This is a genomic window from Motiliproteus sediminis (assembly GCF_017912535.1).
Taxonomy (GTDB): domain Bacteria; phylum Pseudomonadota; class Gammaproteobacteria; order Pseudomonadales; family Balneatricaceae; genus Motiliproteus; species Motiliproteus sediminis.
This window is the reverse complement of the sequence record NZ_JAERQK010000001.1, coordinates 423,203-448,273: the sequence shown is the minus strand read 5'-3', so window position 1 is coordinate 448,273 and position 25,071 is coordinate 423,203. Positions and strand designations below refer to the sequence as shown.

Genomic DNA, 25,071 nt, shown 5'->3' with positions numbered 1-25,071 from the left:
TATTTTCGACCAGCACTCTGTGAGTGCGCCGACCATAGATACAACGCACGAGAAAACAGTATAGAAGCTTCATACAGTATTACCCAGTGAGCCGCGGTGCAACAGCAAAGGTTTGCGCGGCTCCGCGGTTGATCTACCATAGAGCAACACGCGATAGAACGGACCCCGTCGTTATGATCTCGCCCCTTGGTTTCACGCTCGGCCAATTTCTCGGTCGTAATCTGTTGACCATCCTGAATTACCATCAAGTGGTCGCCGAGTTCGACCCTCTGCGCCCCACGGAACCGACGGCGGCTATTTTTGAGCAGCATTTGCGGACCATCAAACGCTATTTCGCCGTATTTACCCTGAACGACGCCATGCTCCACCTGCAAGCAGGCACGCTTCCGCCCCGGGCGCTGGTGATTACTTTTGATGATGGCTACGCCAATAACCACGATGTTGCCCTACCCCTGTTACAGCGTTACAACATCCCCGCCACCTTCTTTCTGACCAGCGCTTTCGTAGATGGTGGCGCCATGTGGAACGACCGTCTGATTGAGGCGCTACGCATAGGTGCTATCAACGACGCCGCGCTGCGCGCTGTCGACCTGGAGCCCACGACAATTCTCGATCAACCGCTATCACAGGCAGTCGAACGCTTATTGCAACAGGTCAAACACCAGCCAGCAGATAAGCGCCAGCAAACAGTCGAACGGCTCTGCCAAACAGCCCCGGTTCCGACCTTGATGATGGGAGCCGAGCAGATAGCACGCATTCATGCGGCCGGGATGGAGATCGGTGGACACAGCCATAGCCATCCGATTCTGGCAGCGCTTGAAACAGAGAGCTGTCGCCGCGAGATCACCACCAACAAACAACTGCTGGAAACGATTATCGGCATGCCGATCCGCTCCTTTGCCTACCCCAACGGTAAGCCCGAGCAGGACTACACTCGTGACGTCATCGATGCAGTCAAGGGCGCCGGCTATTGTCAGGCTGTCAGTACCGCCTGGGGAGTCAACACGGCCAGCACCGATCCGTTTCAGTTGCGTCGTTTCACGCCTTGGCGCCACAGTCGGCTGGGATTTATGGGCCTGCTGGCACGCAACCGGTTCTTCGAGATGCCCTATGTCACCTGAACAGCAAGAGAACAGCACTGCAGCCCACCCGCTCATCTATGACCTGCCCAGTTGCGCAGCGAGCTACCCCTTACCCAAGGTCCCGATGTTGCCGCAACTTCAGCCCCGGTTACTGCGTACCTCCCGAGCAAACGGCCACCACAGCCGCTTTCTGGCGGCGGACACGCAGTTTTTTCGCAGTGGCCGCACTGCCCTGTTTCACGCCCTTAAGGCGTTGAATATTGGCCCGGGCGACGAAGTGTTGGTCCCTGCCTATCACTGCGGCTCGATGCTCGAGCCGATCATATTCCTGGGCGGCAAGATTCGGCTGTTTCAGCTTACTGAAAAGCTGCAGATTCTCGATCAGCACCTGATACCCCATGTTAACTCCCGCACCAAAGCCCTGTTAGCGCCTCACTTTTTTGGCTTTCCTCAGCCGATGCCCTCGCTGCAGGCATTTTGCAGACAACACCAACTGGCCTTGATAGAAGATTGCGCGCACGCTTTCTTTGGTTCACTCGACGGTCAGATGCTGGGCAGCTTTGGCGATGTTGCTATCGCCAGTACGGTGAAGTTTTTCCCGGGAATAGAGGGCGGAGCGCTGGTGATTAATCGCACGGCGGAGCAGTTCTGCCCACCGTCATTGAACGCCGCACCGCTGAGCGCACAGCTTAAAAGCGTGCTGCATACGTTGCAGATGGCCAGAAACTACAACCAGCCGCTGCCAAGCGACCGGGATATCAAAGCGGTTACTTTGCCGGGACCTATTCATTACCCGCTGCGCCCCCTGAACCGGGACGAGTTCCACTGGTTTGACCCGAACCAGCTCTACGCTGCGCCGACATGGTTTGCCCGCGCCTTGATCCAACACAGCGATTGTACGGCCAATGCGGGCAGGCGCCGGGATAACTTCCACTATTACCTCGACCGTCTGAGCAAACAGCCCGACCTTCGACTGCTGTTCGACAGGCTACCAGACGCGGTGGTGCCCTACGTTTTTCCACTATTCCTGCCGGATTCTGAACGTACGTTTCCTACACTCAAACTGCAGGGGGTACCGATGTGGCGATGGGAAGAGCTGATGCTGTCGGACTGTGACATCAGCAAACAGATGAGGCTGTCGTTGATACAACTGCCCTGCCATCAGTCCATGAGCCGGCAACAACTAGACTGGGTGATCGACCGGTTGCTTAAAGCGGTGGGCTGAAGGTCGCTAAAATTCGGGGTGGTTATAGCGCGCTAACAAACCCGAGCGTGTGCTCAGCCAGCTGCTGCTTCCACTGACGCGTCGAGCAGGTATGGTCCGCATCGGGTAACGATACAACATTGATCTGCTTATCTTTTCGTGGGCGTCGCCAGTCTGCCCGGTGATTGAATTGGTATTCGAACTCTCTCGCCGTAAGGTCTTCGCCACACAGCAGCAATTGCACCGGTATCTGAATCGCAGAAAAAGCGCTCAGCATCCGCTGCTGGTAACTCACGCACTGTTCCGCCTTGGTGTGCTGCTGAGACTGGGCAACGGTATGCCCAAGCTCACCCAGCGCTCCTCCCACTGCCACCTTTCCACGCAGAAACTTGCGCCAGAAGTCGACTGATAAAAGGCGTTTGAGGTAATAATCCCATAGCCGAGCCTGCGCTTGGGCCTGCGCGTCTTCCAACCAGGGATTGACCAACACCAGACCTTTTATCCGGCGATCCCGGGGCGCGTAAAGCAAGGCGGCAGAAGCGCCATCGCAAAGCCCCCACAACACCACCCCTTGTAGTTGGGGCTGTTGTTGAAGCAACGCGTCCACGGCGGCACGAAGGTCCGCATCCAGTTGATCAAAGGGTCTCTTTTCTCCCGCGCTATCACCCATGCCGGTGACATCGAAACGCAGCGTGGGGATACCCTTATCAGCCAGATGACGCGCGAGATGAACAAACTGGCGATGGCTGCCGACTCGATACTGCGGCCCTCCGACTACCACCACCACACCGACCGACGCCTCGGAATCGCCCGCATGAAGAATGGCGGCCAGGCGGCGCTGGTCGCACTCAAAAGTCAGTGCTGATTCATTAAACATGAGCGGCTTCGTTGTTGCTGGGTTGGGTCCAGGTATGCGCCAGTGTTGCTTCAATCAATGCCGGAGCGTCATAACTATCAGGATTCTGCCAGAATGGCGTATCCTTCACCGCCAACTGCGACAAGCGTGCATCCGGCCATAGCGTAGCGTGGTTAGCAGCAACCGGAGGCAGTGCGGGGCCGGTTTCAAGCCACAGAGTATCAGGCACATTGATCATCATTGCCTGCTCCAATCGCAGGCTTTGTAACTCATTCAAGAAATCGCTGGTTAGCGGGTAGCCGGCAATTTCATGGGTTTCGCCCGCTTGGATGCGCTGCAGCCAGTTGACTTTCTCGCCACCGCGCAGGGATTCATTGATCTGCTTGAGGCGAACAAACTGATTCATCATCAACTTGCCATCCAGTACCGGCTTCCATAACAGCAGCCGCGCGACCGGCGATGGCGCACGCGCCAACATACTTAACGCCAGCAGCCCGCCGAACCGCACTCCCCATAAACTGATGGATGCTACGCCCTCGGCATGCAGCCACGCCAGTGCATCGTTAACGTCTTGCTGCCAGAGCGCCAAACCAGCTTGCTCAAACTCTCCTTCACTGTCGCCGGTTCCGAAGTAGTCAAGGGTTACCACCGGCTCACCGCGCTCTGCAAGCGCGCGCGCCTGGCGCGATACCACCGCTCGACTCAGGTTCATCTCCTCAGCAAAGGGGGGAAGGAAAAGCCACGCATGACGCCCACTTAACGTGCCGTAGCAGCCAAGATAGAGGTTACCGCTGGTTGCGGCCAAGAAGCGCCCTTGATAAGCCATCAGCACCCGACTTTGGCGGCCACAAAATCGGTCAGGGTCTGCAGCGATTCGAACAGCTCGGCGCTGACCTCATCATCGTCAATAGCAACGCCGTAATCCTCTTCGAGCACGGTAAAAAAAGTCACAATCGCCATCGAGTCAAGTTCAGCCACATGCCCCAGCAACGGGGCGGAAAGAGGCATTTCAGCAATATCGTCACGGGCAGTAGCTGCCTGCAACAGATTCCTGACAATGATTTCGCTATCCATTAACTACGTTTACTCCTAGTCCGCATATTCATTAAGCCAAATAGCCAACACCATCAGCACCCACACCAGCTCGCCATAATGTTTGGCATGCTCCTGTTGGTGCAACCGTTTCACCTCATCGATAAAAGCGCGGTTGAAAAAACCAAAGCGCGGCAAGGTATCAAGGGCGTCATACGCCAAACTGCGCAGCCCCGGGTGCTCCTGGGTCCACAGGCCGAAAGGCAAGCCGAAACCGTGTTTGCTTTTGTGAATGATCTTATCAGGAAGAAACCCGGTCATCGCCTGTTTATATAAATGCCGCAGATTGGTGGGTGTCAGTTTCAACGACGCGGGAACCTGAAGCGAAAAATCAACCAGTCTGTCATCAAGCATTGGATAAACGACATCGACTCCAGCCAGTTGGCACATAGAGGTCACTTTCACCAGGTCATTGTCCGCGAGCGTATGCTTCCAATCCATAAACAGCATTCGATCCAGCGCATCGCCACCATCCAGTTGGTCAAACAACGCCTGGCAACGACGATCAGGCCCCTTGAGATCGGCCTGGGCTGCTATTTCGGCGGAAAACAGCGACTGACGGTCAATAAGATTGAAGAAGTTGTAGTATTCCAGGTTCTCAGGAATGGTCATCTTCAATTGCCGGGCGAAACTTTTACCTTTCGCCAGCAGCGACGGTCGGTCAGGCCAGGGCATTTTAAGCAACGCCACGTCGAGCAGCCCTACCAGGGGCCCAAGCCGCTGACGCCAGCGTTCCAGTTTTAACTGATGCGCATAACGTTCATTGCCCGCGAACAACTCGTCACCACCGTCGCCCGCCACCAGTTTTTCAATACCCTGATCTTTAGCCAATCGCGCGCAGAAATAGGTGGGTAGTACGGAGCTGTTGCCAAAGGGTTGGCCCATACTGGCCACGATGGTAGGCAACGCATCGACTACGTCTTGCGGCTGCATGATGTATTCATGGCCATCAAGACTAAAACGATCGACCGCGCAGCGCGCGTAGTCCAGCTCGTTGTACTGCTCCAGCGGAAAGCCGATGGAGAAAGCGGGTGTCTTTTGCCGATGACGTGCTAACAATCCGGCAATACTGGAGCTATCCAACCCGCCACTGAGAAAACATCCCACGTTTTCACCAGCTCCGAGATTCCCCACCGCAGTATCAAGCGTGCTGAATAACTGTTGGCCCAACTCACGTTCGCCGGCGTTGCTAACCTGACCTAAACGCGGATGCCAATGGCGGCGGCGCTCCTGACCATTGGACGTGCATACCAGATATTCAGCCGGCGCCAACGTAAACACCCCCTCATAGAGGGTTTCAGGGCTGGGAATCATATGGAAGAACAGGTAGTCCACCAGTGCCTGAGGCCGAATACTCACGGGGGTTGGTAGTGCGCGACGCAAGGTTTGCAAATTATCGGCAACCCACAGGCGCCCATCGACGACACAGTAGTAGAGGCGACGGGTTGCAAAACGATCCGCGCAGAGCCAGCTCCAACGGTTATGTGCGTCCCACAACAGTAGCGCGTAGTGGCCGCGCAGTTGCGCCAGCAGCTTGTCTCCCTCGGTCTCGGCGCGCTTACAAAGCTGATCCGCAGTTACAGTCTTGCCTTCTGCATCGGTGATCTGCCCCCACACTGCCGCGTGTAGCACCCCATGCTGCCCCAGCGAGGGCATCATAACGGTGGGGGGGCATAGACATACAGGAGATGATGGCTGATTGATCTGGTCAAATGCGGCGCTCAACACGGATATCCATTCCTCATGACAGCATTCCTTGATGGTGGGGCCGATACGGCGTGCAGTTTTGCCCCAAGGCTAGCGCAGTTAGACTTATTATGCATGACTCAAAAGCGAAAAATAACTTGTCTCACAGGTTGAGATTGATCACCACTCTGCTAACGTGTGCAAAAGAGAACCTCACGGTCACTCGCCGCCAGTCGGCAAAGGGATTTTCCGGGCTATGATCGTTACTTCGTTAAAAGTTGAAGACCATCCCCGCTGGGATGCGTACGTGAAGCACGCGCCTGACGCGACTTTTTTTCATCTATCCGGTTGGCTTCGCGCCATCGAGACCTCCACCCCCCATCGTAATCATTCGCTGATAGCGGAACGGGGTGGCCAGATCTGCGGTATTCTACCGCTGGTTCACACCCGCAGCCTGCTTTTTGGCTCGGCGTTGATCTCGACTCCTTTTTGCGTCTATGGAGGCGTGGTTGCTGATGACGAAGAGGCTAAACAGGCGTTGCTGCAAGAGGCCTGCACGCTGGCCGAGTCGCTTCAGGTCAGTTATCTAGAGCTCCGCCACCGGCAGCCCCAAACGGCGGACTGGCCCAGCAAGAGCGTACACTCCACCTTTCGACGAGCACTCGATGCCGACGACGACGCCAATATGCTGGCGATGAAGCGAAAACAGCGTGCCGTCGTGCGACAAGCGATAAAAAACGGCCATCACGCGCGCTTTGATGAGCAGTTAGACGATTTCTACCGTATTTACTCCACCAGCGTGCGCAACCTCGGCACCCCGGTGTTTTCACGTAAGTTTTTTGCCGCTCTACATAGCGAATTTGGTGACAGCAGCGAGATTGTCACAATTACCCACGAGGATACGCCAGTCAGCTCATTGATGAGTTTCTATTTCCGCGACGAAGTGCTGCCCTATTACGGCGGCGGTCTACCGGAATCACGAGGACTCAAATCGATGGACTTCATGTATTGGGAACAGATGTGTCGCGCCGTTGCAAACGGCCACCGCCTGTACGATTTTGGCCGCAGCAAGAACGACAGTGGTCCCTACCACTACAAGCGCCATTGGGGGTTTGAGCCGCAACCTCTGTGTTATGAGTACTATTTGGTCAAGGCAGACAGCGTGCCCAACCTGAGCCCGAACAATCCCAAGTACCGCTATTTTATAAATGCATGGAAAAAGCTGCCCCTGGCGGTATCCCAACGCTTGGGCCCCTACCTGTCGCAGCACTTGGGATAAACCATCATCGTGGAGCATGCCATTCGCCAACTCGCCCCCTCACTGGAGTCCCGTTCGTTCTCACTGCTGTTGCTCGCCGTTGTTGCTGGCTTGTACCTGTGGCTCAATCTGGAAAGCCTGACTGGCATGGCCGCAATCTGGTGGCGCTCTGACACCTATGCCCACGGCATGCTGGTTCCGTTGATCAGTGGCTGGCTGATCTATCGCCAACGCGGCCGACTGGCGAATACCCCCGTTCACACCTGCTGGTGGGGACTGCTGCCCCTTGGTGGCGCGCTACTACTATGGATGATCGCCAGAGCGGCCGACGTCCAGGCGGCGGAACAGCTGGCCAGCGTGGCGATGGCGATCTCTCTGGTTCTGCTACTCGGAGGATGGCGGTTTTTCTGTGTCGTGATGTTCCCGCTTTTTTACCTGTTTTTTGCCGTTCCCCTTGGCGAAGAGCTAACGCCCTGGCTGCAACAAGTCACCGCAGACATCTCCGTTCGAGCGCTACAACTGACGGGCATTCCGGTGTATGTCAACGGCCTGTTTATCGAGATCCCCAGCGGTCGCTTCGAGGTGGCTGAGGCCTGTAGCGGCATTCGCTATCTGATCGCTTCTCTGGCCGTAGGCACGCTCTACGCCTATCTCACCTACCAGAGCCTCGGCAAACGTCTGTTATTTGTTTTCGCCGCGTTCGTCACTCCCATTATCGCGAACGGCATCCGCGCCTATCTGATTATCATCATCGCCCATTTAAGCTCAATGAAGTACGCCACCGGGGTTGATCACCTGATCTATGGATGGCTGTTCTTCGGACTGGTCATGCTGGCACTGTTCTGGATTGGCAGTTTCTGGGCCGATTCCACCAACGCTCAGACCGCGCCTAATAGTCCGGCCCCGGAGGCAGCTGGCCTGCCGGCGTCGCCCGCCGTATTACTCACTATTCTGTTGCTCATCACCACGATGGCGCTGGACAGCCGCACGCTGGAAGCCGCGGCACCGGCGGGTGGTACCTATGAGCTTGAGTTGCCCGGATGGACCAGGGTTCAGGTTGAGGGAGACTGGAGCCCCCAGTTCGCCAATCCCGACTTTAGCCTGCTGCGCCACTACAGCGGGCCAGCTGCGGTATCGATTTATATCGCCGATTACCACCAGGAGACCCAAGACAAGGAGCTGATCAATCAGCTCAACCGTTTTTATGATGACGACTGGACTCTGGCACAGCACAGGGTTATCGATCTTGGCAATGACTCACCGCCAACGCAGGTCAATCAGCTAGACATCCGCCATAGTGGAGGAGAGCGCCGTTTAGTGTGGTATTGGTATCAAGTTGACGACCGCACGGCGCGCCGGGGTACCCTGGTAAAGCTGTATCAGGCACTGGCCCGAATAGGAGGCCGCTCGCCCTTCAGCCGCGTCGTCGCAGTATCCACCAAGGTCGACGAAGTCAATGACCAGCAAGCATCGCAGCGGCTGCAGCAGTTGATTGATGCCGCCTGGCCGGCTCTGGCTACTTTACGTTAAACGGACAACATTACGGCATGCGCTATCTGTTTCACCACCTGCTTACCGACACCGCCTCACGCCAACCCGATCGGACTGCCTTGGTCCACAAACAGCGGCGCTTGAGTTACGCGCAGGTCGCGGCTGACGTCCGCGCCGCCGCTGCCGGGCTAACCAAAATCGGTCTTTGCCGGCACCAACGCGTTGCTGTCTACCTGCCTAAACAGCCGGAAACCGTGGTGAGTCTGTTTGCGACCTCCAGGGCCGGCGGCATCTTCGTGCCGATCAATCCGGTCCTCAAAGCCGCCCAGGTTGAACATATCGCTCAGGACTGCAACGTCCATCTATTGATCACCAACGCCGCCCGCGCCACTCAGCTGCTGCCGTTGCTGAGCCGCTGTGCCGATCTCCGCGTGCTGGTGCTGACCGATGCGACCACGCTGAAGGATGCCCCGGCAGGGCTTCAAGTACTCCATTGGGACACGCTGTTGGCAGCGGACTCGGCCTTACCGGCCGAGATCGCCACCGACAACGATCTGGCGGCCATCCTTTACACCTCCGGTAGTACCGGCAAACCCAAAGGGGTGATGCTGTCCCACCGAAATCTGCTTTGCGGAGCCGACAGCGTTGCCAGCTACATCGGCAACCACGCTGATGACCGTATTATGGCAGCGCTGCCGCTCAGTTTTGACGCCGGTCTAAGCCAGGTAACCACTGCCATGGCCTCGGGGGCGTGCTGCTATCTGCACGACTACCTGCTGCCAGGAGACGTGCTGAAACTGGTCCGCGACCAACAGATCACCGGGTTGACGGCGGTCCCTCCGCTCTGGCATCAGATAGCAGCGCTTGACTGGGGTGACGCCGGCCAGTCATTGCGTTATTTCGCCAACACCGGCGGACACATGCCCGCGCCACTGCTGGCAAGGCTGCGACAATCTTTCCCCGCTGCGCGCCCCTACCTGATGTATGGCCTGACTGAAGCATTTCGCTCAACCTATCTGGATCCGGAGGAAGCAGCCACGCGCCCCGACTCCATCGGCAAGGCGATCCCCAATGCCGAGATTCTGGTGCTACGGGAGGATGGCTCCGAGTGCGAACCCAACGAGGTAGGCGAACTGGTTCATCGCGGGCCACTGGTCAGCCAGGGCTACTGGAATGACCCGGCGCGCACCGCCGCCCGCTTTCGCCCGATTCCCAAGGCGCTGCCGGGATTGGTGCAGCAGGAGCTGGCGGTCTGGTCCGGTGACAGCGTGCGCAAAGATCAGGACGGATTCCTCTATTTTGTCGGCCGCCAGGATGAGATGATCAAAACATCAGGCTATCGGGTCAGCCCGGCCGAGATTGAAGAGGTCGCCTACCAGAGCGGCCTAGTGGGCGAAGCGGTGGCGCTCGGTATCAGCCACCCAACCCTGGGGCAGGCGGTTCTGCTGCTGGTTGCCGACGGTGGGGATGGCGAGGACCTCGGCAAGCAGCTTCTGGCTGCCTGCCGTCAGGCGTTGCCCGGTTTCATGGTACCCCTGGCCTGCGAGGTCAGCTCACAACCGCTACCGCGCAACCCCAACGGCAAGTTTGACCGCAAAGAACTGGCCGACCGGTACGCCGGCTATTTCAACTGAGACCTGCCGGGAGCATCGACAGCATGGAAAAAACAGCAGCCATTCACCACAGCGACTGGCACGCACGGGAACAGGGAAAGCTGCGCATAGGCGGTTACAGCCCGGAACAGGTGTGCGCTATCGCTGGCGGTACACCCTGCTACGTATACGATCGCGCTGCCATCAGTGCGCGAGTAGAACAACTGCGCGCCGCCCTGCCTCCCGCACTGGAGCTTCACTACGCGATCAAAGCCAACCCCATGGCTGCGGTGGTTCAGCATCTGGCAACCTTGGTGGATGGCTTAGACGTCGCCTCCCAGCGGGAGCTCCAGATCGCGCTGGCGACCGGCGTCGCACCCGGCGACATCAGCTTTGCCGGCCCCGGCAAAAGTGATGCTGACATCACCGCGGCGGTCGCCGCCGGAATCACGCTGATGGCTGAGTCTCTGGCACAAGTCGACGCAGCGATCGACGCCGCCGAATGTCTGGGGATCGCACCACGGATCGCACTGCGGGTCAATCCAGCGTTTGAGCTCAAGGCGTCGGGCATGAAAATGACCGGTGGTGCCAAGCCGTTCGGTATTGACAGTGAACAGTTGCCGCAGGTGATCGATCATTGCCGCCAACGCGGAGTTGAGCCTTGCGGTCTGCATCTGTTTACCGGTTCGCAAAACCTCAATCCAGAGGCAATCTGCGAAGCTCACAGCGCCGTGACCGCGCTAGCACTCGAGCTGATTGATGCCGAGCAGTTACAACTGCAGTTCATCAACATCGGCGGCGGCTTGGGCATCCCCTACTTCCCCGGCGAGCAACCGTTACAACTGGCCCCCATTGGTGTCAATCTGGACAGGCTTCAGCAGCAGGTAGCCGCTCGCTGTGACGCCAGTCTGGTGCTGGAAATGGGGCGCTATCTCGTGGGTGAGGCCGGGCTATACCTGTGCCGTGTGCGTGAAATCAAACAATCGCGCGGCACCACCTATCTGGTGGTCGACGGCGGCCTGCATCAGCATCTGGCTAACTCCGGCAACTTTGGCCAAGTCATCCGCAAAAACTACCCGGTGGAGCTGGTTGGCGGCAGCCCGCAACAACCGACGCAGGTGACGGTGGTTGGGCCATTGTGCACCCCGCTGGATATTGTGGCCGATAAGGTGACGCTCCCCAAAGCCTGCGTGGGCGACCTGGTGGTCGTGCGCCAGTCCGGTGCCTACGGATTCACCGCCAGTCCACGTGATTTTCTTGGCCACCCGCACCCGTGCGAGCTTCTGCTTTAACCGGGTTTAGATCAAAGGATGGAGTCTATGTCCCAGCAACCTGCCAGCCTTCGGAAAGAAGCCGAAACGGAGGCTACACTTCAGCAACAACAGGAAACCGCACCACGCCCGTCGCTGGTGACCAGGACACCGCCTCAATGCGCATTGGACAAGGGAAGCATGGCGTCTAATCGAATCAACAGACCATCTGTCCGCAGCTCTTACCTGCTGCTCGCCTGTCTGGAATCCTTGGGGATGCTCACCTGCCTGCTGGTCAGCATGAGTTACACGGGCGGTCATATCAGCGGAGCCTGGTTCAACCATCTGGTCTGCGCCGAGTGCATCGCATTCGTCCTGGTCGTGTCGCTGGCAATGGCCGCAATGGGGCTCTATCACGCCCGCCTGCGGGGTGAATCCAGCGAGCTTATCGCCCGTATCTTTCTCAGTTTCGCCCTCGCTTCGGTGGCACAGGCGGCGGTGATCTTTTTCATACCCTATTTCGACATTGAGCCCAAAGCTGTTGCTCTGGCACTCGGTTCGTCCTTTGTCATCGTTTGTCTGATCCGTTTCGGTTTCCAGAAACTGCACGCCAGCGACCTGATGAAGCGCCGCATCGTGGTGTTGGGGAGCGGCGAAAAAGCTAACTACATCGAGCAACGAATGCGCCGCCAAAGCGACCGCATGGGCTTTCAGATACTGGGCTACGTGCCGGTCACCGGCGACAGCGAGGGAGTCGCAGCAGACGTGCAACTGCCTCTGGAGGGCGAAGCGCTCGAAGCCTACGTGTACCGGAATCAGGTCGAAGAGCTGGTGATCGCTCCCGATCAGCGCCGCGGAACCTTGCCGATGCAGCACCTCTACCGCTGTCGGCTGAACGGTGTACGCGTCACCGATATCACCACTTTTGTAGAGAGGGAGAGCACCAAAGTCCCGCTGAAGATGCTCAATCCGAGCTGGATGATCTATAGCGACGGTTATCATGGCAGCAACCTGATGCTGCGTATCGCCAAGCGTACGTTTGACCTGGCAATCAGCCTGACCCTGTTGGCGATCATATGGCCGGTAATGCTGATTACCGCGCTGCTCATCATGCTGGAAAGCGGCCCTCGGGCACCGATATTCTACTCCCAGGAGCGAGTGGGACGCGGGGGGGTACCGTTCTGGATCTACAAGTTTCGCAGCATGCGCGTCGATGCCGAAAAGAACGGCGCAGTCTGGGCCATGACCAATGACCAGCGTATCACCGCAGTGGGCGCCTTTATCCGCAAGTACCGCATCGACGAACTGCCGCAGATACTCAATGTACTCAAGGGCGACATGAGCTTTGTCGGCCCCCGCCCGGAGCGGCCACAGTTCGTTGATGAACTGACCGAAACGATCCCCTACTACGGTGATCGGCATCAGGTGAAGCCCGGCCTGACCGGCTGGGCCCAGATCTGTTACGCCTACGGTGCCAGTGAAAACGACGCGCTGGAGAAGCTGCAGTACGATCTGTACTACATCAAGCATCTCAGCATTTTGCTCGATACCGTGATTTTAATTCAGACCGCCGAGGTGGTGCTGTTCGGCAAAGGAGCGCGCTGAATCCTCGCAGCAGGGTCTAGGCTATAGTTACTCGCAGAGTCAACTGAGGAGGCCGCTGTGCTAACGGGCATACACCTACTACTTAACTGGGCGTTATTGGTGATTATCAAACGCCCGGTGGATAACGAAACCGCCCCTCACGCAGGCGTTCATGCTCGGCGCTACGACCGCAAGAAGCGCGTCGTACGAGGACTATGGTTTGCCTCCGGCCTGATGATGCTGGCTTTCCCTATCACCCAGTTCGTGGTTACTCTGGGGCTGTTTACCACCTTTCTGTCATTTACCATTCTCGACGAGACTCTTTAAAACGCGACCAAGGCTCCCCCCAATTGGCAAGCTGGGCGGCAATGGCTGCGGTGGTGAAGCGTTCGCCTTGGGTTGGTGGGCAGAGATAACGATAAATTTCTCCGTCCAGTTCAAAACAAAGGGCGTAAGCGTGCAGGTAACCACGTTGCTCCGAGTTGGCATCGCTGCCGTAGCGCGGATCCCCGATAATCGCAGCGCCAAGACTTTTCATCGCGACCCGCAGCTGATGAGTTCGCCCGGTTCGGGGTGCCAGCAGGTACAACCGTTCACCCGGACCAACCGACTGAGATTCAAAATCGGTGATACTGGGGTTCTCGCGACTCCGCAAAAGCCGCCAACTTCCCCCTCGCCCCTTGGTCATATCGCCGACGATTCGGCCCTGCTTCTTACGCGGCTTGCGCGCACCGAGGGCCAGATAAAACTTGTCGACTCGGCGTTCAGCGAACAGGCGACTTAAATGTGCGGCAGCGACGGGGTTGCGGGCAATCAACAACAGGCCGGAGGTCATCCGGTCAATTCGATGCACCGGGTATAGTTGCGTGTCACCCGTTGCGGCGGCTACGTATTCGAGAAGTCCGGGAGTCGCGCCCTCGCGATGGAATCCAACTCCAGCGGACTTGTCCACCACCAGCCAGCCGGGCGTCATTTCGATAAGCCGGAACGGCTCACTTGTCAGCATGATAGTCAAAACAGCAGCAGATGAAACGCGGCGCGCAGCAGCAACGCCACCAGTGCGGCCAACAGCGCCGGCCTGAGCACACTCGCGACCCGTCGTCCGGAGGAGATCAGCACCGCCACGCCGGCAAGATCCAGCGGATGAATCAACAATCCTGCCAGCCGGTTAAGTTCCACGGTGCTCAGGGCGCCGGTCTGAATCGCATCAACCGTAACCCCCATCATCGCGGTACCACCGGCGATAAACTTAGTTAATATCGGTGTTACCGCGGTACCCGGTAGTGCCAAAGCGGCAAACAGCGGCTCAAGCATCACCTCCAGCAGCTCCACCAGCGCCAACTCCCGCAGCAAGTAGACAACCACCAGCGCCAGCACCAGCATCGGCAAGGCGCCAAGGGCGATATCGAGTGCGTCTTTGCCCGCACGGGAGATTACCCCCAGCAGACCAGTCGGTGCCTGTTCCTCTTCCAGCTCACCACTGCGGGCAGGCTCCGCATTGGGTAGCTGGCGCCCAAAAACGTGGTAACACAGGGCCGCCGCCAGGATCCCGGCCGCCAGCGACACAACCAGGCACACCGCGGCGTTCAGGCCCACCGCAGCCATCGGGAACACCACGTTGGCCTGTGCCAGCACCAGCACCATCGCCAGAGTAGCCGCTATGTGGCGGCTGGAAACGCCGCTTCTGTCCATCATCGCCAAGGTAGCCACAGGAGCCGCAAAGCTGACCAGCAATATCTGCAACATCGCGAACACGCCCAGCCCCGGTATGCCGAACGGCCGCAGTACCGGTGACACTCCCCGCACCAACAGATTGAGGACGCCCCAGCTCTCCAGCAACCGCATCAGCGTCAACATCACGATCATTACCGGCAGCAGCACAAACAGCGAGAGTTCAATGGCCGAGCGGCCTGCGGCTATGATCAGTTCGGCAAATTCGCCCATAAGGGTACGGCCCTGTACAGAGGAGTGATTAACACGGGAACAGTAAAATGATCGCCAGTTTATCAGAAGCGACGTTGGCAGCAGAGCGTGACTGACCGGATGGACGGGCGATCAATCCGCTGCATCATTAGCCCGCCGGCTTCAAAGGCTGGCATTGACCGCTGAACAGCTGCATCCTGTCCGGACGGGGCTGGAGATTAAGGCTGGTTATCCGGTTAAATCGCAAGGTTTGCCGTTGCACCACGGCCAGCGTCAGCCCTCCCATCAACGAATACACCGCATGGGTTGCTGTCTGTGCAACAAGTTGCTCGGGGTAAAGAATAAAACGGTCGTCGCTATCTTGCAGCTTGCAAGATAATGGCAACGACAACGCGGCGGCCAGCCCCACCGCAGCCAACATCAGCCGCGCCTCCGCTGCTGCCGCTCACGGTTACTTTCACGCGCCCGCTCACTCTTGGCGAGTAGTAGATAGGTCGCTGCCAGCCCCCCATGTTGAGGCTGGGCAGAGTGAAACGCCTGCACCCCTTTCAACTGTGGCAACCATAGCGCCAGAAAACTGCGCAAACGATTGCCGGCCGAACGATCACTCGGGCCACGCCCATGATTGATCAGCGCGGTTCGAACCTCCAGCCGACGACTCTCCTCAACAAACCGGAGCAACTCGTCCAGCGCCGCGGCTTCATGCAGGCCAACAATCTCCAGCCGTGCATCGATGCTGTATTGGCCAAGGCGTAACTTCTTCAACACGCCCTGCTGCACGCCGTCACGCGCCCAATCCAGCGGATCATGTGCAGGGTAATAGTCGGAAAGTTCAAGACAAAGCTCACCCGCGCCATGCAACGCCGCCTTACGCCGCGCCAGCTGCGCCAAGGTCGGTTTGGCTACCGGCTTATCGACGGCCTCCCGCGCGGAGCGCCGGATCGGCTGAACGCCGGCCATCGCCTGTTGAAACAGCTGTTGGTCAGATGTCATCTGTATGATCCTGCCGCCCTCGTCAGTTGTGATCTAGCCTACCCTAACCACAATCCTATGACACCGGTCACAACAAGTGACAAATCATAGGACATTCCCTTAGACCATTTGTTAGACTCATCACAAAACAGGCGTTTGAATGCAAGCAAACTCTGTTGATCCAAAGAAGCGAGGTTTTATACCCCGATGCGTATATTCGCCACTGCCACCCTTTGGGCCCTGTTTGCCCTCCCCGTTGCGGCCTGCCCGCTGCCCGACATGCGCGTCGGCTTGCATGATTTTCCACCGTTTTACTACCCCGGGCCGGATGGGAAGGCCAGAGGCGAACTGGTAGAGCTGCTGGGTAAAGCACTTGATGAGCTGGATTGCCAATGGTCATCGGAGTTTTACCCCGCCAACCGAATGCTCGCCAACCTGACCAACGGCAGCAACGACGCCGCTATGATCATCCGCCACCCCATGTTGGAGGGGCGCGCCTTCTATGGTGAAACGGCAGTCGGCCAACTGGTACTCAAGCTGTTCCATCAACCCGACACACTGGCGGTGCAGTCGCTGGAACTGATTCCAAAAGGCTCCCGCGTTATCGTGCGCCGGGGCTACGGCTACAACGGCCATATCGATACCCTGCTCCGCCCGGAGTCAGGCGTGGTTCTGGTATTTGCCGATACCCACGAGGATGCGGTCGAACTGCTTAGTCAACGTCAAGGGGACTACCTGCTGAACTATCAGGGGCCGACCCAAACTTACCTCAACAGCAAGGGCTACTACCACCTCGACGGTGAAGTACTGGCCTACTGGCCGATCTATCTGGTGCTGTCCAATCGGGTCAACCGCGGCGACGAGGTCGTCGCCGAGCTCGATCGCATTCTGGCTCGCTTGCTCGAGCAACCTCAGTAAGCGCTTCGATCACGCCCCTGCCATAGCTCCCGAGCGCGAACGCGGGCAAGGTCAACAGCACGAGCTTCGCCCATCAACACCATCATCACCGCCAGAGTTTCCTGCACCGCTGCCTCGCCGTAGGGGTGCTCAGCCTCTCCTCGCCATACAGCCAGCAACTGCTCTGGCTCCAACCGCTCATCTTTGGTCAACCGCCTGGACAATAACCGTGGCCAGGTGGATTCGCGATACTCCCCCCCGGCAACCCACTGCAAGCTGCAATCGCTGTCCGGTTTGATCTCGGCTTCGCCGCCATCACCGCGTACCGTCACCGCGCAGGGATGATGCAACAACATCGCCGTACGCTGGTGCATCGGCCCGTAAGCGGGATGAAAAACTCCATCAATACGGTACTCGGCATCCAGCGGATTCAACACCCGGCAGAGGGTATGAACCGGGGAGCGCAGCCCCAGGATGGGGCGCAGCTGAATCAACTCATCCAGCTTGGGACTCAGGACTCGCAGGGGTACATAGGCAAACCGGCGCTGATCCAGTTCTGTTCCAGTCTGAGCCCAGTCACTAACCGCGTGTAGTCCGAACAACCCGAGAAGGTCTTCAACGTAGATGCGCCCGGCGGTATGACCGGGAGCACCATGCATCACCACGCGCCGACCACTAGCGGACAGCGTCAGCGCACTGAGCAGAAACCACGGCAGGTGGTTTTTTTTACCCGCGTAAGTGGACCAGTCAACATCGGCTCGCAAATCCAGCGGCCGTCCCATCCTCTCGCGTACAGCCTGCACAAACCCGGCCAGCTCGTCAGGGCTCTCCTCCTTGACCCGCAACAGCATCAGAAAAGCGCCCAGTTGCTCCGGGCGCACCTGATCATCGAGGATCATGCCCATAGCCTCCCGCGCTTCCGGCTGGGTCAGGGAGCGGGAACCTTTCTTGCCCTTGCCCAGCACACGGACAAAAGGCGCAAAGGGGTGTTCTTGGGTATTCATCCGGAGTCTCAAACTGGTTATCCAAGCTCCCGATCATACGCCGTAGCTCGCAGGTTGCCTACCGAGCCACAGATCACGACAGCCCCCATCAGAGCGACATAACCGGCACCGACAGCGGTTTCCCGCACAGGGCCGCTTCCTCTGCCGGCAACACATCCTGACTAGGCCAACAACCGCTGACCAGCGCAGAGGCGTAGGCCGGCGCCAACGAGCAGGCCGCCATTCGCTCGGCGGCAGCGGTGGCGTCGTAGCGCATCCGGTGCCAACTTGCTTGTGGCCCCGTCGCACCGTGTTGCAACAGCATATACCAACCATCTGAGCTGCCGTCGTTGGCCGGCATACCGATCACCCCCGCATTGAGCCAGCCGCCGGTCGCTATCGCACGTCCGAAGGGTATACCGGCATGACCGGAGACGACCCAATCCGCTCCGCTGCGATCCCATTCAGCCGCCAGCACATCAATCGCCGTTGATTGAAACAGAAAGCGATTGATCTGCTCGACGCCGCCATGAACCACCCGCAGCGAGCGACCGGCAAACTCCAGAGTTAAGGCGGCGGGGAGCCCTGCCATCCAAGCGCGGGCATCTGCGCTCAGCCGACGCCGGGCAAAGGGGTACCACTGCCCTGACAGCAGGTCGCAGGTGCTGCCCTGCTCAAAGCCGCAACCGCAATCGTCAGCATCGCTGGCCAGTGACTGTTCGCAGTTACCCATCACTACCTCGATCCCCCACTCCCGGATCAGCGCCACGGTCGCCTCTGGATCGGCGCAATAGGCGACTACATCGCCGGTACAGATCACCTGTTGTGGTGGAATCGCCAACCGCTCCGCGACCGCCTTGATCGCCAGGGTCGCCTGCAGGTTGCTGTAGGGACCGCCGAAAAACAGCAGCGGACCGTCGATCACCCCCAGCCCTCTTGCCTGCGGCAAACTCACAACGCCAGCTCGGGGTTGACCGGCAACGGCCGGTTAAGACGGGCACCCAGCCAGAAAGCCAAGCAACCGCCCGTCATCACCGCCCCCGACAGATAGAGTAGTTTGGTGTACTTGTGCAGCTCACCCAGCAGCGAGGTGTGGCCGGAAGACTCCAGGAAGTAGAGAACCGCTGCGGCCATCGCCAATGCAAAGGCAGTCAGATAACTCCAGAGCGGAATGTGGCGTACTCCACCCCAAAGCGAGAAAAAGATGACTGGTGCCAGGTACATGGAGGCGGTACCACTGACCGCTACAGCGCTGAACAGGTCCTTGTTGTCAAGAAAGACCAGACCCAGCCCCAATAACATAAACACCGCCATCACCGCGCGACCGTTCCGCAACGAGCCTTTGACCCAACCCATATCCACGGCTACCAGTTTGGCGGAGCTGGACAGCGTACTATCCAGCGTCGACATCGCGGAGATCACCAGCGCAGCGTTGAACACCAACATCGGACCATCACCCAACAGTCGCATCAACGCGGCGTTCATGGACTCACCCGCCAGAGCATGTGCACCGGCCAGCACGCCGAGAACGCCAAACCCGATAATCGACCCGCTGCTCAACCAGGCCGCATGCAGAAAACTGCGTCGAGTGGTGTCCCGGTCAGCGAGGAAGCCCCGGTCCATCATTACCGGATCATGCATTGGGTAGCTCCACACCTGCAACAGCGCTACCGCCAGCAGCACCGGTCCCGGGTCACTGATGACAAAGGGTTTGAATGCCAGATCCTGTAACGAGAAATGGCCACTGCTCAGGGTCAGCACCAGCAGCAGCACCAGCACCACCGAAAACAGCGCCATCTGGAACAGGTCAGTGCGCAACGACGCATGCAACCCACCCAACATTGAATAGAACAGAGTCACACCGGCGAAGGCAACGATGGCCAGGGTATAGGCACCAGAACCCGCGGTGCCAAACAGAATACCGATCACCAGCAGATTGGCGAACACTTCACTGACCAACCGCAAGCCGATAACCAGGTTGTAACAGCCGGTACCCCAGGCTCCGAAGCGGGCGCGCAGAAAGGCCTGCACACTGTCAAACCCCTGCTCAAAGCGCAGATGATCGATGATTCGACCACCGGTCAGAAACGACAGATAGTACCCAGCGTACGCCAACGTCCCCCAAATACCGTAGTAGTAACCCAGAATGGCGGCATTCAGCAGTGAACGCGCAAACACCCAGGTGGTGACCTGAGATAGCGTCAGGGTGATCAGTCCCGGGGCCCTGCCTTCAGGCGACTGGCCACGAAAAAAGCCTGCCTCGGCGTTGCCGCGAACACTGAGGGCGATAGAGATAATTGAAACCGCGACAACCAGCAGTGGTAACGCGTAAGCCATGGATAGTGCTCCTTTTAATCCGATACAGAAGTGCTCAGCAACACCCTGTGCTCTCTGACGCAACTGCGAACCGATTGTTACGCCCATGATCCTCAGTTAATTCCGCAGTCACCGCCGCTAACTGTACCTGGCCTCAAGCAGCCTTTAGGATGGCTGTCCACCCACTCGAGAATTTGCCGCTGTTGTCTACGCCCCCTTCACCCGCACTGCCGTTGATGCTGCTGCTTGGTGCCATCGCTGCAGTGGCGCCGTTGTCGATCGACATGTATCTGCCGGCGCTGCCGCTTATCGCCAGCGACCTTGCTGCCAGTAGCGCCCGGTTGCAACAGAGTGTCGCGGTGTTTCTGTTCGGCTTCGCCCTCTGCCAACTGGTCTATGGCCCCCTGTCTGACCGCATTGGCCGGCGCCCCGTATTGTTGTTTGGATTGCTGCTGTTTACGGCGGCCAGCGCCGCCTGCACCCTGGTGAACAGTGCAGAACAGCTGCTACTGACTCGCCTGCTGCAAGCCCTTGGCGGCGGTGCCTCGGCGGTGGTGATCAACGCCGTGGTGCGCGATCGCTATCAGGGCCCGGCCGCTGCGCGGGTATTTTCACTGGTTATCATGACCATGACCCTGGCACCGCTGCTGGCCCCCAGCATCGGCAGTCTGTTGCTGCAGGTCTCCGGCTGGCGCGCCATCTTTCTGCTGCTGACCCTGCAGGGGCTGACTCTCACCCTGTGGGTGGCCTGCTATCTGCCGGAAACCCTGCCGCCTGCCCGACGGCGCCAACAACCCTGGAGACAACTGTTTGCCGGCTACCTGTCGGTGCTCAGGCATCGCCAGGCGATGGGCCACCTGCTCTGCTCAGCGCTGGCTTTCGCGGCCATGTTCGCATTTATAACCGGTTCACCCTTCGTGTATATCGGGCTGTTCCAGGTGTCTGAGCAGCTCTACGGAGTACTGTTCGGCTGCAACGTATTGTTGTTGATGGCTGCTAATGGGTTCAACAGCCGCTACGTCATGAAAACCGGCCTGCATCCGATGATCGTCGCCGGTTTGGCGATCCAGAGCGGCTGCGGGCTGGTGCTGATGTTGGCTGCGCTATCCGGGCTGCTGACATTGACTCTGACGGTGCTCTGCTGCGCGCTCTTTATCGGTGCCATCGGTTTGCTGGCCCCCAACACCAGCGCTGCCGTAGTCGCGCCCTTTGAGCATCATGCCGGCGCGGCCTCTGCACTGATGGGCAGTGCGCGCTTCTTTTGTGGTGCGCTGGCCGCCATGCTGGTCGCCCTATTGGACGATGGCACCGCGATGCCGATGGTGACGGTCATGGGTGGCTGCGCACTGGCCGCTGCCGGGTGTTACGCTATCCTGGCGCGCGCTCCATCAGCGAACGCCTAACCACCAGCGGTTGAAACCGGTGGCCAATGCCTGCCAACCCTCGTTGAGGTCTCCGCAGGGGTGGGCGATGGTGATGGTGAGCCCGCCCTGCCCGGTAGCCACCATCTCCGCTGACTGGCTACGAATCAACAAACCGGTCTGGGTGCGGTAGAGGCGATAACGCCGCTGCGGATCGATGTCGACATAGGCCGAGCTGCCGTAACTGGCGTCCAGCAGGGGGTTGAACGAGCTCCAGTCGGACAGCGATGCCAGCAGATCCACGGCCGCGCGTTCACCGAGATCATGGGCCAGCAACGGTTGGCTGTTCTGGTCGCTGACCGAAGCGTAGCGCCCTTCCAGCCGTTCCAAACGGTAAACCGGATCAAGCCCCAGCAACGATACCCAGTACTTCCATTTGATAAAACGAGCATCGACCCGCCACTGATCCCCCAACAGCAGGTACTCATCCGTTCTACAGCCATCTGCCCAGGTCACCGCCGCCAGATATCGTCGTGGCCCTGCCGGGCTGAACTGAAGTTCGGCCAGCGCCGACTCAGCCGTCAGGCGCTGGTAACCATAAAATCCCGCCGACACCAACAGCAGCGGGGGCACCATCAGTACCAGGGGCAGCCAGAAGAACCACCGCAGCAGCCGTTTCAAGTGTGCGGCGCTCCACTGCTCTGCCGCATCAGCCATCCGGTGACCATCATGGTCAGCAGCACCGAAGCGGCAAAGGCATAGAGCCCCAGGTGGATATGCACCTTGGCCAAAGCGCCCAGCTTCACCGATACCAGCAACACAGCCACAACAAACACATCGAGCATCGACCACTTGCCGTAATGATGCATCCACTCCAACCAACGCCGCACCCGCGAGCCGCTGCCGCCAAGCGCCCGGAGCAGCATCGACAGTTTAAGCAGCGGCAGCGCAACACTGAAGCACCCCACCAGCAGCGCCAACAGCCAGCGGCCTTCGCCGATCATCTGGATCAAGCCGGACCAGAGTGAAAAACGGTTTTCGAACAGCCACAGCTGCTCCACTGTCATCAATGGCAGGCTGATACCGGCCAGCAGCAACCCCAGCGCCAGCCATACCAGTGCCAGCATCAGCCGCCTTTGGCCTCGGGATAGTTGCAGCAAAGGGTCACCCGTCTGCGGTTCAGTGGGCAAACTGCTCACGCAGAATGCGCTCTTCAAGGTTGTGTTCAGGATCGTAGAGCAGCGTGCTCCAAAGGCTGCGATCCTCATGCACTTTAACGCGCAGCACGTTACGGATTTCGGTAGAGTCGGCAGTGGCGCCAACCGGGCGTTTCTGCGGATTGAGAACTTCGATCTCCACCGATGCCTGATGAGGCAGGATAGCGCCGCGCCAGCGGCGAGGGCGATAGGCGCTGATGGCGGTCAACGCCAACACACCGGTACCCAATGGCAGAATGGGGCCGTAGGCCGACATGTTATACGCGGTGCTGCCGGCCGTGGTCGCTACCAGTACTCCGTCGCAGACCATCTCCTCCAACCGCACCACGCTGTCGATACTGACCCGAACATGAGCGGCCTGCCCGGTTTCGCGGAACAGCGAAACCTCGTTAAACGCCAGCGCGTGATGGCGTTCGCCGTTGACGCAGAAGGCCTCCAGTCTCAACGGATGGAGATTGATCGAAGCGGCGTTGCGAATACGTTCAAGCAGGTTGTCCGGCCGGAATTCGTTCATGAGAAAACCGACAGAGCCACGATTCATGCCGTAAACCGGCTTTTTCAATTTGAGATAGCGGTGCAAGGCCCGGAGCATGAAACCGTCACCTCCGAGGGCCACCAGCACGTCTGCTTCTTCCGGAGAAACATGCGGGTAGATGTGACTGAGAATCTCCAGCGCGCCCTGAGCCTTGGGGGAGCGACCGGCGACGAACGCGATTTTCATTTCAGGCATCGGCTGTCTCATGGTGATCACCGCGGAACTGCGGTTTATGGTTGGCTACTTTAACCAACTCCGCGCGTAGCTCCAAGTTACTCGGGCGCGCCCTTGCGGGTAAACAGCGCCTCCAACAGGGTTGGATCGTCAAAATGGCGCCGGTTGGCAAAACTGATGGCGTGATGGCCCCAGCTACGCATAGCACCGGCTGAGGCCACGCCCATGGGCCACAGCAGCCAGCGTTCCGGCCGTTCGGTTCCCTCCACCAGCCCGTTGGCAGAAAAGAGATTGCGCCGCCCAGTGGATGAGGGAAGCCTCCGCAGACGATGATAGTGGTCGAATCGATAGGGCGAGCCGAGGCCCGCTGACGGAGACCACAGACGCACCCCCATCAGGTAGTGAGAGCCGGGAAGCAGCTGCAGCAGGGGCCTCCCCAGTGCTCGCTCCGGAGCCCTGAACGGCAGGATCAGCGGCACTTCAGTTTGACTATCCTGCGGCCGCTGGCGCAGTTCGGGATCAACGGGAAACATCAGATGATAACAACCACAAGCATGAATACTGTCATATAACAAAACCTTGCCATCACTATTCAAAGTGACGCGCCAGATCAGGCCATCCAATCGGCCCGCATAGATGTCGCCGACACGTACCGGCGTCCGTGCTGGTAGCCAGATCCAGTAGTTCAGCTGCAGCAAGTTTTCCCCCTCAAAACGGGTCAACGAAGGCAGTACGTAGCTGACCGGGTCACTGGTCTCGACCCTGACCTGCCCGCCCTGCCAGTAGGGACGCCCCAACCGGTCATCACCACTGTGGTAAAACAGCTGCCACACCGGCGCGTGTCTGGCGACCAGATCCTGCCACTGTTGATCCGTCAACGCGGGCGCGCCCGGCAGATGCTGCACCGCTGATTGATAGCCACCAACTGCCGGCAAGGTCGATGAGGCCGGCGGATAAACCCGCGACCCGCCCTTCAGCAGCGACGGGTCATTAAACCGCGCTCCCCACTCAGCCTGCCAGATGCTGATCTGATGCAGTACCACCTGTCTGGTGAGCGCAAAAAGCCCCAGAGTGCGCGACAAGGAGCTGTAACTATCATCGATCGCTGCCTGCTCCAGCATCGCAGCCTGATGTTGCGTTGTCGCCAGCGCCGGTAACGCCAGACTGTCGACGCAGTCCTCCAGCTGCTGACGCTCGGCAGGCTGAAAGCGCAGCTCCGGCGGCAGGTTGTCGAGTTCTATGCCCCGGGCCTGGTCGGCCATGACACGCATCGCCTGCAGCCACTGCGTTCGCCCCTGCTCACTACTGATCACCTCGCTGCCCCAGTGGTGCAACCAGCGACTGCTGCGCAGATATGGATAACGGTATAAATAGTGGCCAAAAGGATCTCGCACCCCGGCCCGGTCAACGCGGCGCTCCATCTCTGTCAACAAAGTCTGGCACCGCTGCTCCTGACCCTCACCCACTATCCACCTCGGCGAAGGTGACGAACTGCAACCGGCCAGCAGGAGCAGCAATGCCATGGTCGGCACATAATCCAGGCGGAGGTCTAAACTATTCATCCATAAGAACCTAGCGATAGACTGTCACGTTAATGC

25 protein-coding genes are annotated in these 25,071 nt (G+C 58.8%); 10 read left to right on the top strand and 15 right to left on the bottom strand.

The annotated features are described in order from the left end of the window. The first annotated feature begins 173 nt into the window (after positions 1-173). Both JJQ76_RS02170 and JJQ76_RS02165 read left to right on the top strand, forming a co-directional pair. On the top strand, positions 174-1,121 hold the full coding sequence (locus tag JJQ76_RS02170) for a polysaccharide deacetylase family protein (protein WP_210394979.1): 948 nt from the start codon (positions 174-176) through the stop codon (positions 1,119-1,121). Continuing rightward, a complete protein-coding gene (locus JJQ76_RS02165) occupies positions 1,111-2,307 on the top strand; it encodes a DegT/DnrJ/EryC1/StrS family aminotransferase (RefSeq protein WP_210394978.1) in 1,197 nt (398 codons plus the stop codon). The genes JJQ76_RS02170 and JJQ76_RS02165 overlap by 11 nt, the downstream gene beginning before the upstream one ends. Positions 2,308-2,329: 22 nt before the next feature. Here JJQ76_RS02165 and JJQ76_RS02160 read toward each other — a convergent pair whose 3' ends face one another. From JJQ76_RS02160 to JJQ76_RS02145, 4 genes are read right to left on the bottom strand one after another with little or no spacing between them, the layout of a single operon-like run. Continuing rightward, complete coding sequence (locus tag JJQ76_RS02160; protein ID WP_210394977.1) at positions 2,330-3,163, bottom strand: hydrolase 1, exosortase A system-associated; 834 nt, start codon at positions 3,161-3,163, stop codon at positions 2,330-2,332. Next, positions 3,156-3,968, bottom strand: coding sequence for a serine aminopeptidase domain-containing protein (locus tag JJQ76_RS02155; protein ID WP_210394976.1), 813 nt, complete (start codon positions 3,966-3,968; stop codon positions 3,156-3,158). Before JJQ76_RS02155 ends, JJQ76_RS02160 begins: the two co-directional genes overlap by 8 nt. Next, positions 3,968-4,216, bottom strand: a complete 249-nt coding sequence (locus JJQ76_RS02150; RefSeq protein WP_210394975.1) for an acyl carrier protein — start codon at positions 4,214-4,216, stop codon at positions 3,968-3,970. Before JJQ76_RS02150 ends, JJQ76_RS02155 begins: the two co-directional genes overlap by 1 nt. Positions 4,217-4,231: 15 nt before the next feature. After that, complete coding sequence (locus tag JJQ76_RS02145) at positions 4,232-5,962, bottom strand: asparagine synthetase B family protein (RefSeq protein WP_210394974.1); 1,731 nt, start codon at positions 5,960-5,962, stop codon at positions 4,232-4,234. 214 nt (positions 5,963-6,176) lie between these two features. Here JJQ76_RS02145 and JJQ76_RS02140 point away from each other — a divergent pair, with 214 nt between their 5' ends. The 6 genes from JJQ76_RS02140 (at position 6,177) to JJQ76_RS02115 (ending at position 13,422) form a co-directional block, all read left to right on the top strand. Then, a complete protein-coding gene (locus JJQ76_RS02140; protein WP_210394973.1) occupies positions 6,177-7,199 on the top strand; it encodes a FemAB family XrtA/PEP-CTERM system-associated protein in 1,023 nt (340 codons plus the stop codon). A 9-nt stretch (positions 7,200-7,208) separates the two neighbouring features. Beyond that, positions 7,209-8,708, top strand: a complete 1,500-nt coding sequence (gene xrtA / locus JJQ76_RS02135) for an exosortase A (RefSeq protein ID WP_210394972.1) — start codon at positions 7,209-7,211, stop codon at positions 8,706-8,708. Positions 8,709-8,725: 17 nt separating this feature from the next. Continuing rightward, positions 8,726-10,303, top strand: coding sequence for an acyl-CoA ligase (AMP-forming), exosortase A system-associated (locus tag JJQ76_RS02130; protein ID WP_210394971.1), 1,578 nt, complete (start codon positions 8,726-8,728; stop codon positions 10,301-10,303). A gap of 23 nt (positions 10,304-10,326) precedes the next feature. After that, entirely contained in the window at positions 10,327-11,553 is a 1,227-nt protein-coding gene (locus JJQ76_RS02125; protein WP_210394970.1) for a pyridoxal-dependent decarboxylase, exosortase A system-associated, read from the top strand. A gap of 159 nt (positions 11,554-11,712) precedes the next feature. Further along, entirely contained in the window at positions 11,713-13,116 is a 1,404-nt protein-coding gene (locus JJQ76_RS02120; protein ID WP_210394969.1) for a TIGR03013 family XrtA/PEP-CTERM system glycosyltransferase, read from the top strand. A 57-nt stretch (positions 13,117-13,173) separates the two neighbouring features. Then, positions 13,174-13,422: a hypothetical protein gene (locus JJQ76_RS02115; RefSeq protein ID WP_210394968.1), complete on the top strand. Its 249-nt coding sequence runs from the start codon at positions 13,174-13,176 to the stop codon at positions 13,420-13,422. Here the strand turns inward: JJQ76_RS02115 and JJQ76_RS02110 are convergent. The 4 genes from JJQ76_RS02110 to smrA all read right to left on the bottom strand — a co-directional run bounded on the left by JJQ76_RS02110 (position 13,397) and on the right by smrA (position 16,011). Further along, positions 13,397-14,101, bottom strand: a complete 705-nt coding sequence (locus JJQ76_RS02110) for a TIGR01621 family pseudouridine synthase (RefSeq protein WP_246480023.1) — start codon at positions 14,099-14,101, stop codon at positions 13,397-13,399. The genes JJQ76_RS02115 and JJQ76_RS02110 overlap by 26 nt on opposite strands. A gap of 5 nt (positions 14,102-14,106) precedes the next feature. Continuing rightward, on the bottom strand, positions 14,107-15,039 hold the full coding sequence (locus JJQ76_RS02105; RefSeq protein WP_210394967.1) for a nucleoside recognition domain-containing protein: 933 nt from the start codon (positions 15,037-15,039) through the stop codon (positions 14,107-14,109). A 127-nt stretch (positions 15,040-15,166) separates the two neighbouring features. Next, positions 15,167-15,439: a hypothetical protein gene (locus tag JJQ76_RS02100; RefSeq protein ID WP_210394966.1), complete on the bottom strand. Its 273-nt coding sequence runs from the start codon at positions 15,437-15,439 to the stop codon at positions 15,167-15,169. After that, positions 15,439-16,011: a DNA endonuclease SmrA gene (gene smrA, locus JJQ76_RS02095; protein WP_210394965.1), complete on the bottom strand. Its 573-nt coding sequence runs from the start codon at positions 16,009-16,011 to the stop codon at positions 15,439-15,441. Before smrA ends, JJQ76_RS02100 begins: the two co-directional genes overlap by 1 nt. Before the next feature lie 186 nt (positions 16,012-16,197). Between smrA and JJQ76_RS02090 the strand changes: the two genes are divergently transcribed. Then, entirely contained in the window at positions 16,198-16,908 is a 711-nt protein-coding gene (locus JJQ76_RS02090; protein ID WP_210394964.1) for a substrate-binding periplasmic protein, read from the top strand. Here JJQ76_RS02090 and JJQ76_RS02085 read toward each other — a convergent pair. From JJQ76_RS02085 to JJQ76_RS02075, 3 genes are all read right to left on the bottom strand, one after another. Further along, the gene (locus JJQ76_RS02085; RefSeq protein ID WP_210394963.1) at positions 16,902-17,891 is read right to left on the bottom strand and encodes a glycosyl transferase family protein; all 990 of its coding nucleotides are present in this window, start codon (positions 17,889-17,891) and stop codon (positions 16,902-16,904) included. The genes JJQ76_RS02090 and JJQ76_RS02085 overlap by 7 nt on opposite strands. Before the next feature lie 88 nt (positions 17,892-17,979). Then, on the bottom strand, positions 17,980-18,825 hold the full coding sequence (locus JJQ76_RS02080) for a metallophosphoesterase family protein (protein WP_343232464.1): 846 nt from the start codon (positions 18,823-18,825) through the stop codon (positions 17,980-17,982). After that, on the bottom strand, positions 18,822-20,207 hold the full coding sequence (locus tag JJQ76_RS02075; protein WP_210394962.1) for an SLC5/6 family protein: 1,386 nt from the start codon (positions 20,205-20,207) through the stop codon (positions 18,822-18,824). The genes JJQ76_RS02080 and JJQ76_RS02075 overlap by 4 nt, the downstream gene beginning before the upstream one ends. A 149-nt stretch (positions 20,208-20,356) precedes the next feature. Between JJQ76_RS02075 and JJQ76_RS02070 the strand changes: the two genes are divergently transcribed. Further along, positions 20,357-21,589 (top strand): Bcr/CflA family multidrug efflux MFS transporter, encoded by a 1,233-nt coding sequence (locus JJQ76_RS02070; protein ID WP_210394961.1) that lies wholly within the window; start codon positions 20,357-20,359, stop codon positions 21,587-21,589. Here JJQ76_RS02070 and JJQ76_RS02065 read toward each other — a convergent pair. The 4 genes from JJQ76_RS02065 to JJQ76_RS02050 all read right to left on the bottom strand — a co-directional run bounded on the left by JJQ76_RS02065 (position 21,575) and on the right by JJQ76_RS02050 (position 25,035). Beyond that, positions 21,575-22,228: a hypothetical protein gene (locus JJQ76_RS02065; RefSeq protein WP_210394960.1), complete on the bottom strand. Its 654-nt coding sequence runs from the start codon at positions 22,226-22,228 to the stop codon at positions 21,575-21,577. The two genes, JJQ76_RS02070 and JJQ76_RS02065, sit on opposite strands and share 15 nt — an antisense overlap. Further along, on the bottom strand, positions 22,225-22,674 hold the full coding sequence (locus JJQ76_RS02060) for a paraquat-inducible protein A (protein ID WP_210394959.1): 450 nt from the start codon (positions 22,672-22,674) through the stop codon (positions 22,225-22,227). The genes JJQ76_RS02065 and JJQ76_RS02060 overlap by 4 nt, the downstream gene beginning before the upstream one ends. Before the next feature lie 52 nt (positions 22,675-22,726). After that, positions 22,727-23,494 carry an NAD kinase gene (locus tag JJQ76_RS02055; RefSeq protein ID WP_210394958.1) on the bottom strand — a complete coding sequence of 256 codons (768 nt, stop codon included), beginning with the start codon at positions 23,492-23,494 and terminating at the stop codon, positions 22,727-22,729. A gap of 77 nt (positions 23,495-23,571) precedes the next feature. After that, entirely contained in the window at positions 23,572-25,035 is a 1,464-nt protein-coding gene (locus JJQ76_RS02050; protein WP_210394957.1) for a hypothetical protein, read from the bottom strand. Positions 25,036-25,071: the final 36 nt, after the last annotated feature.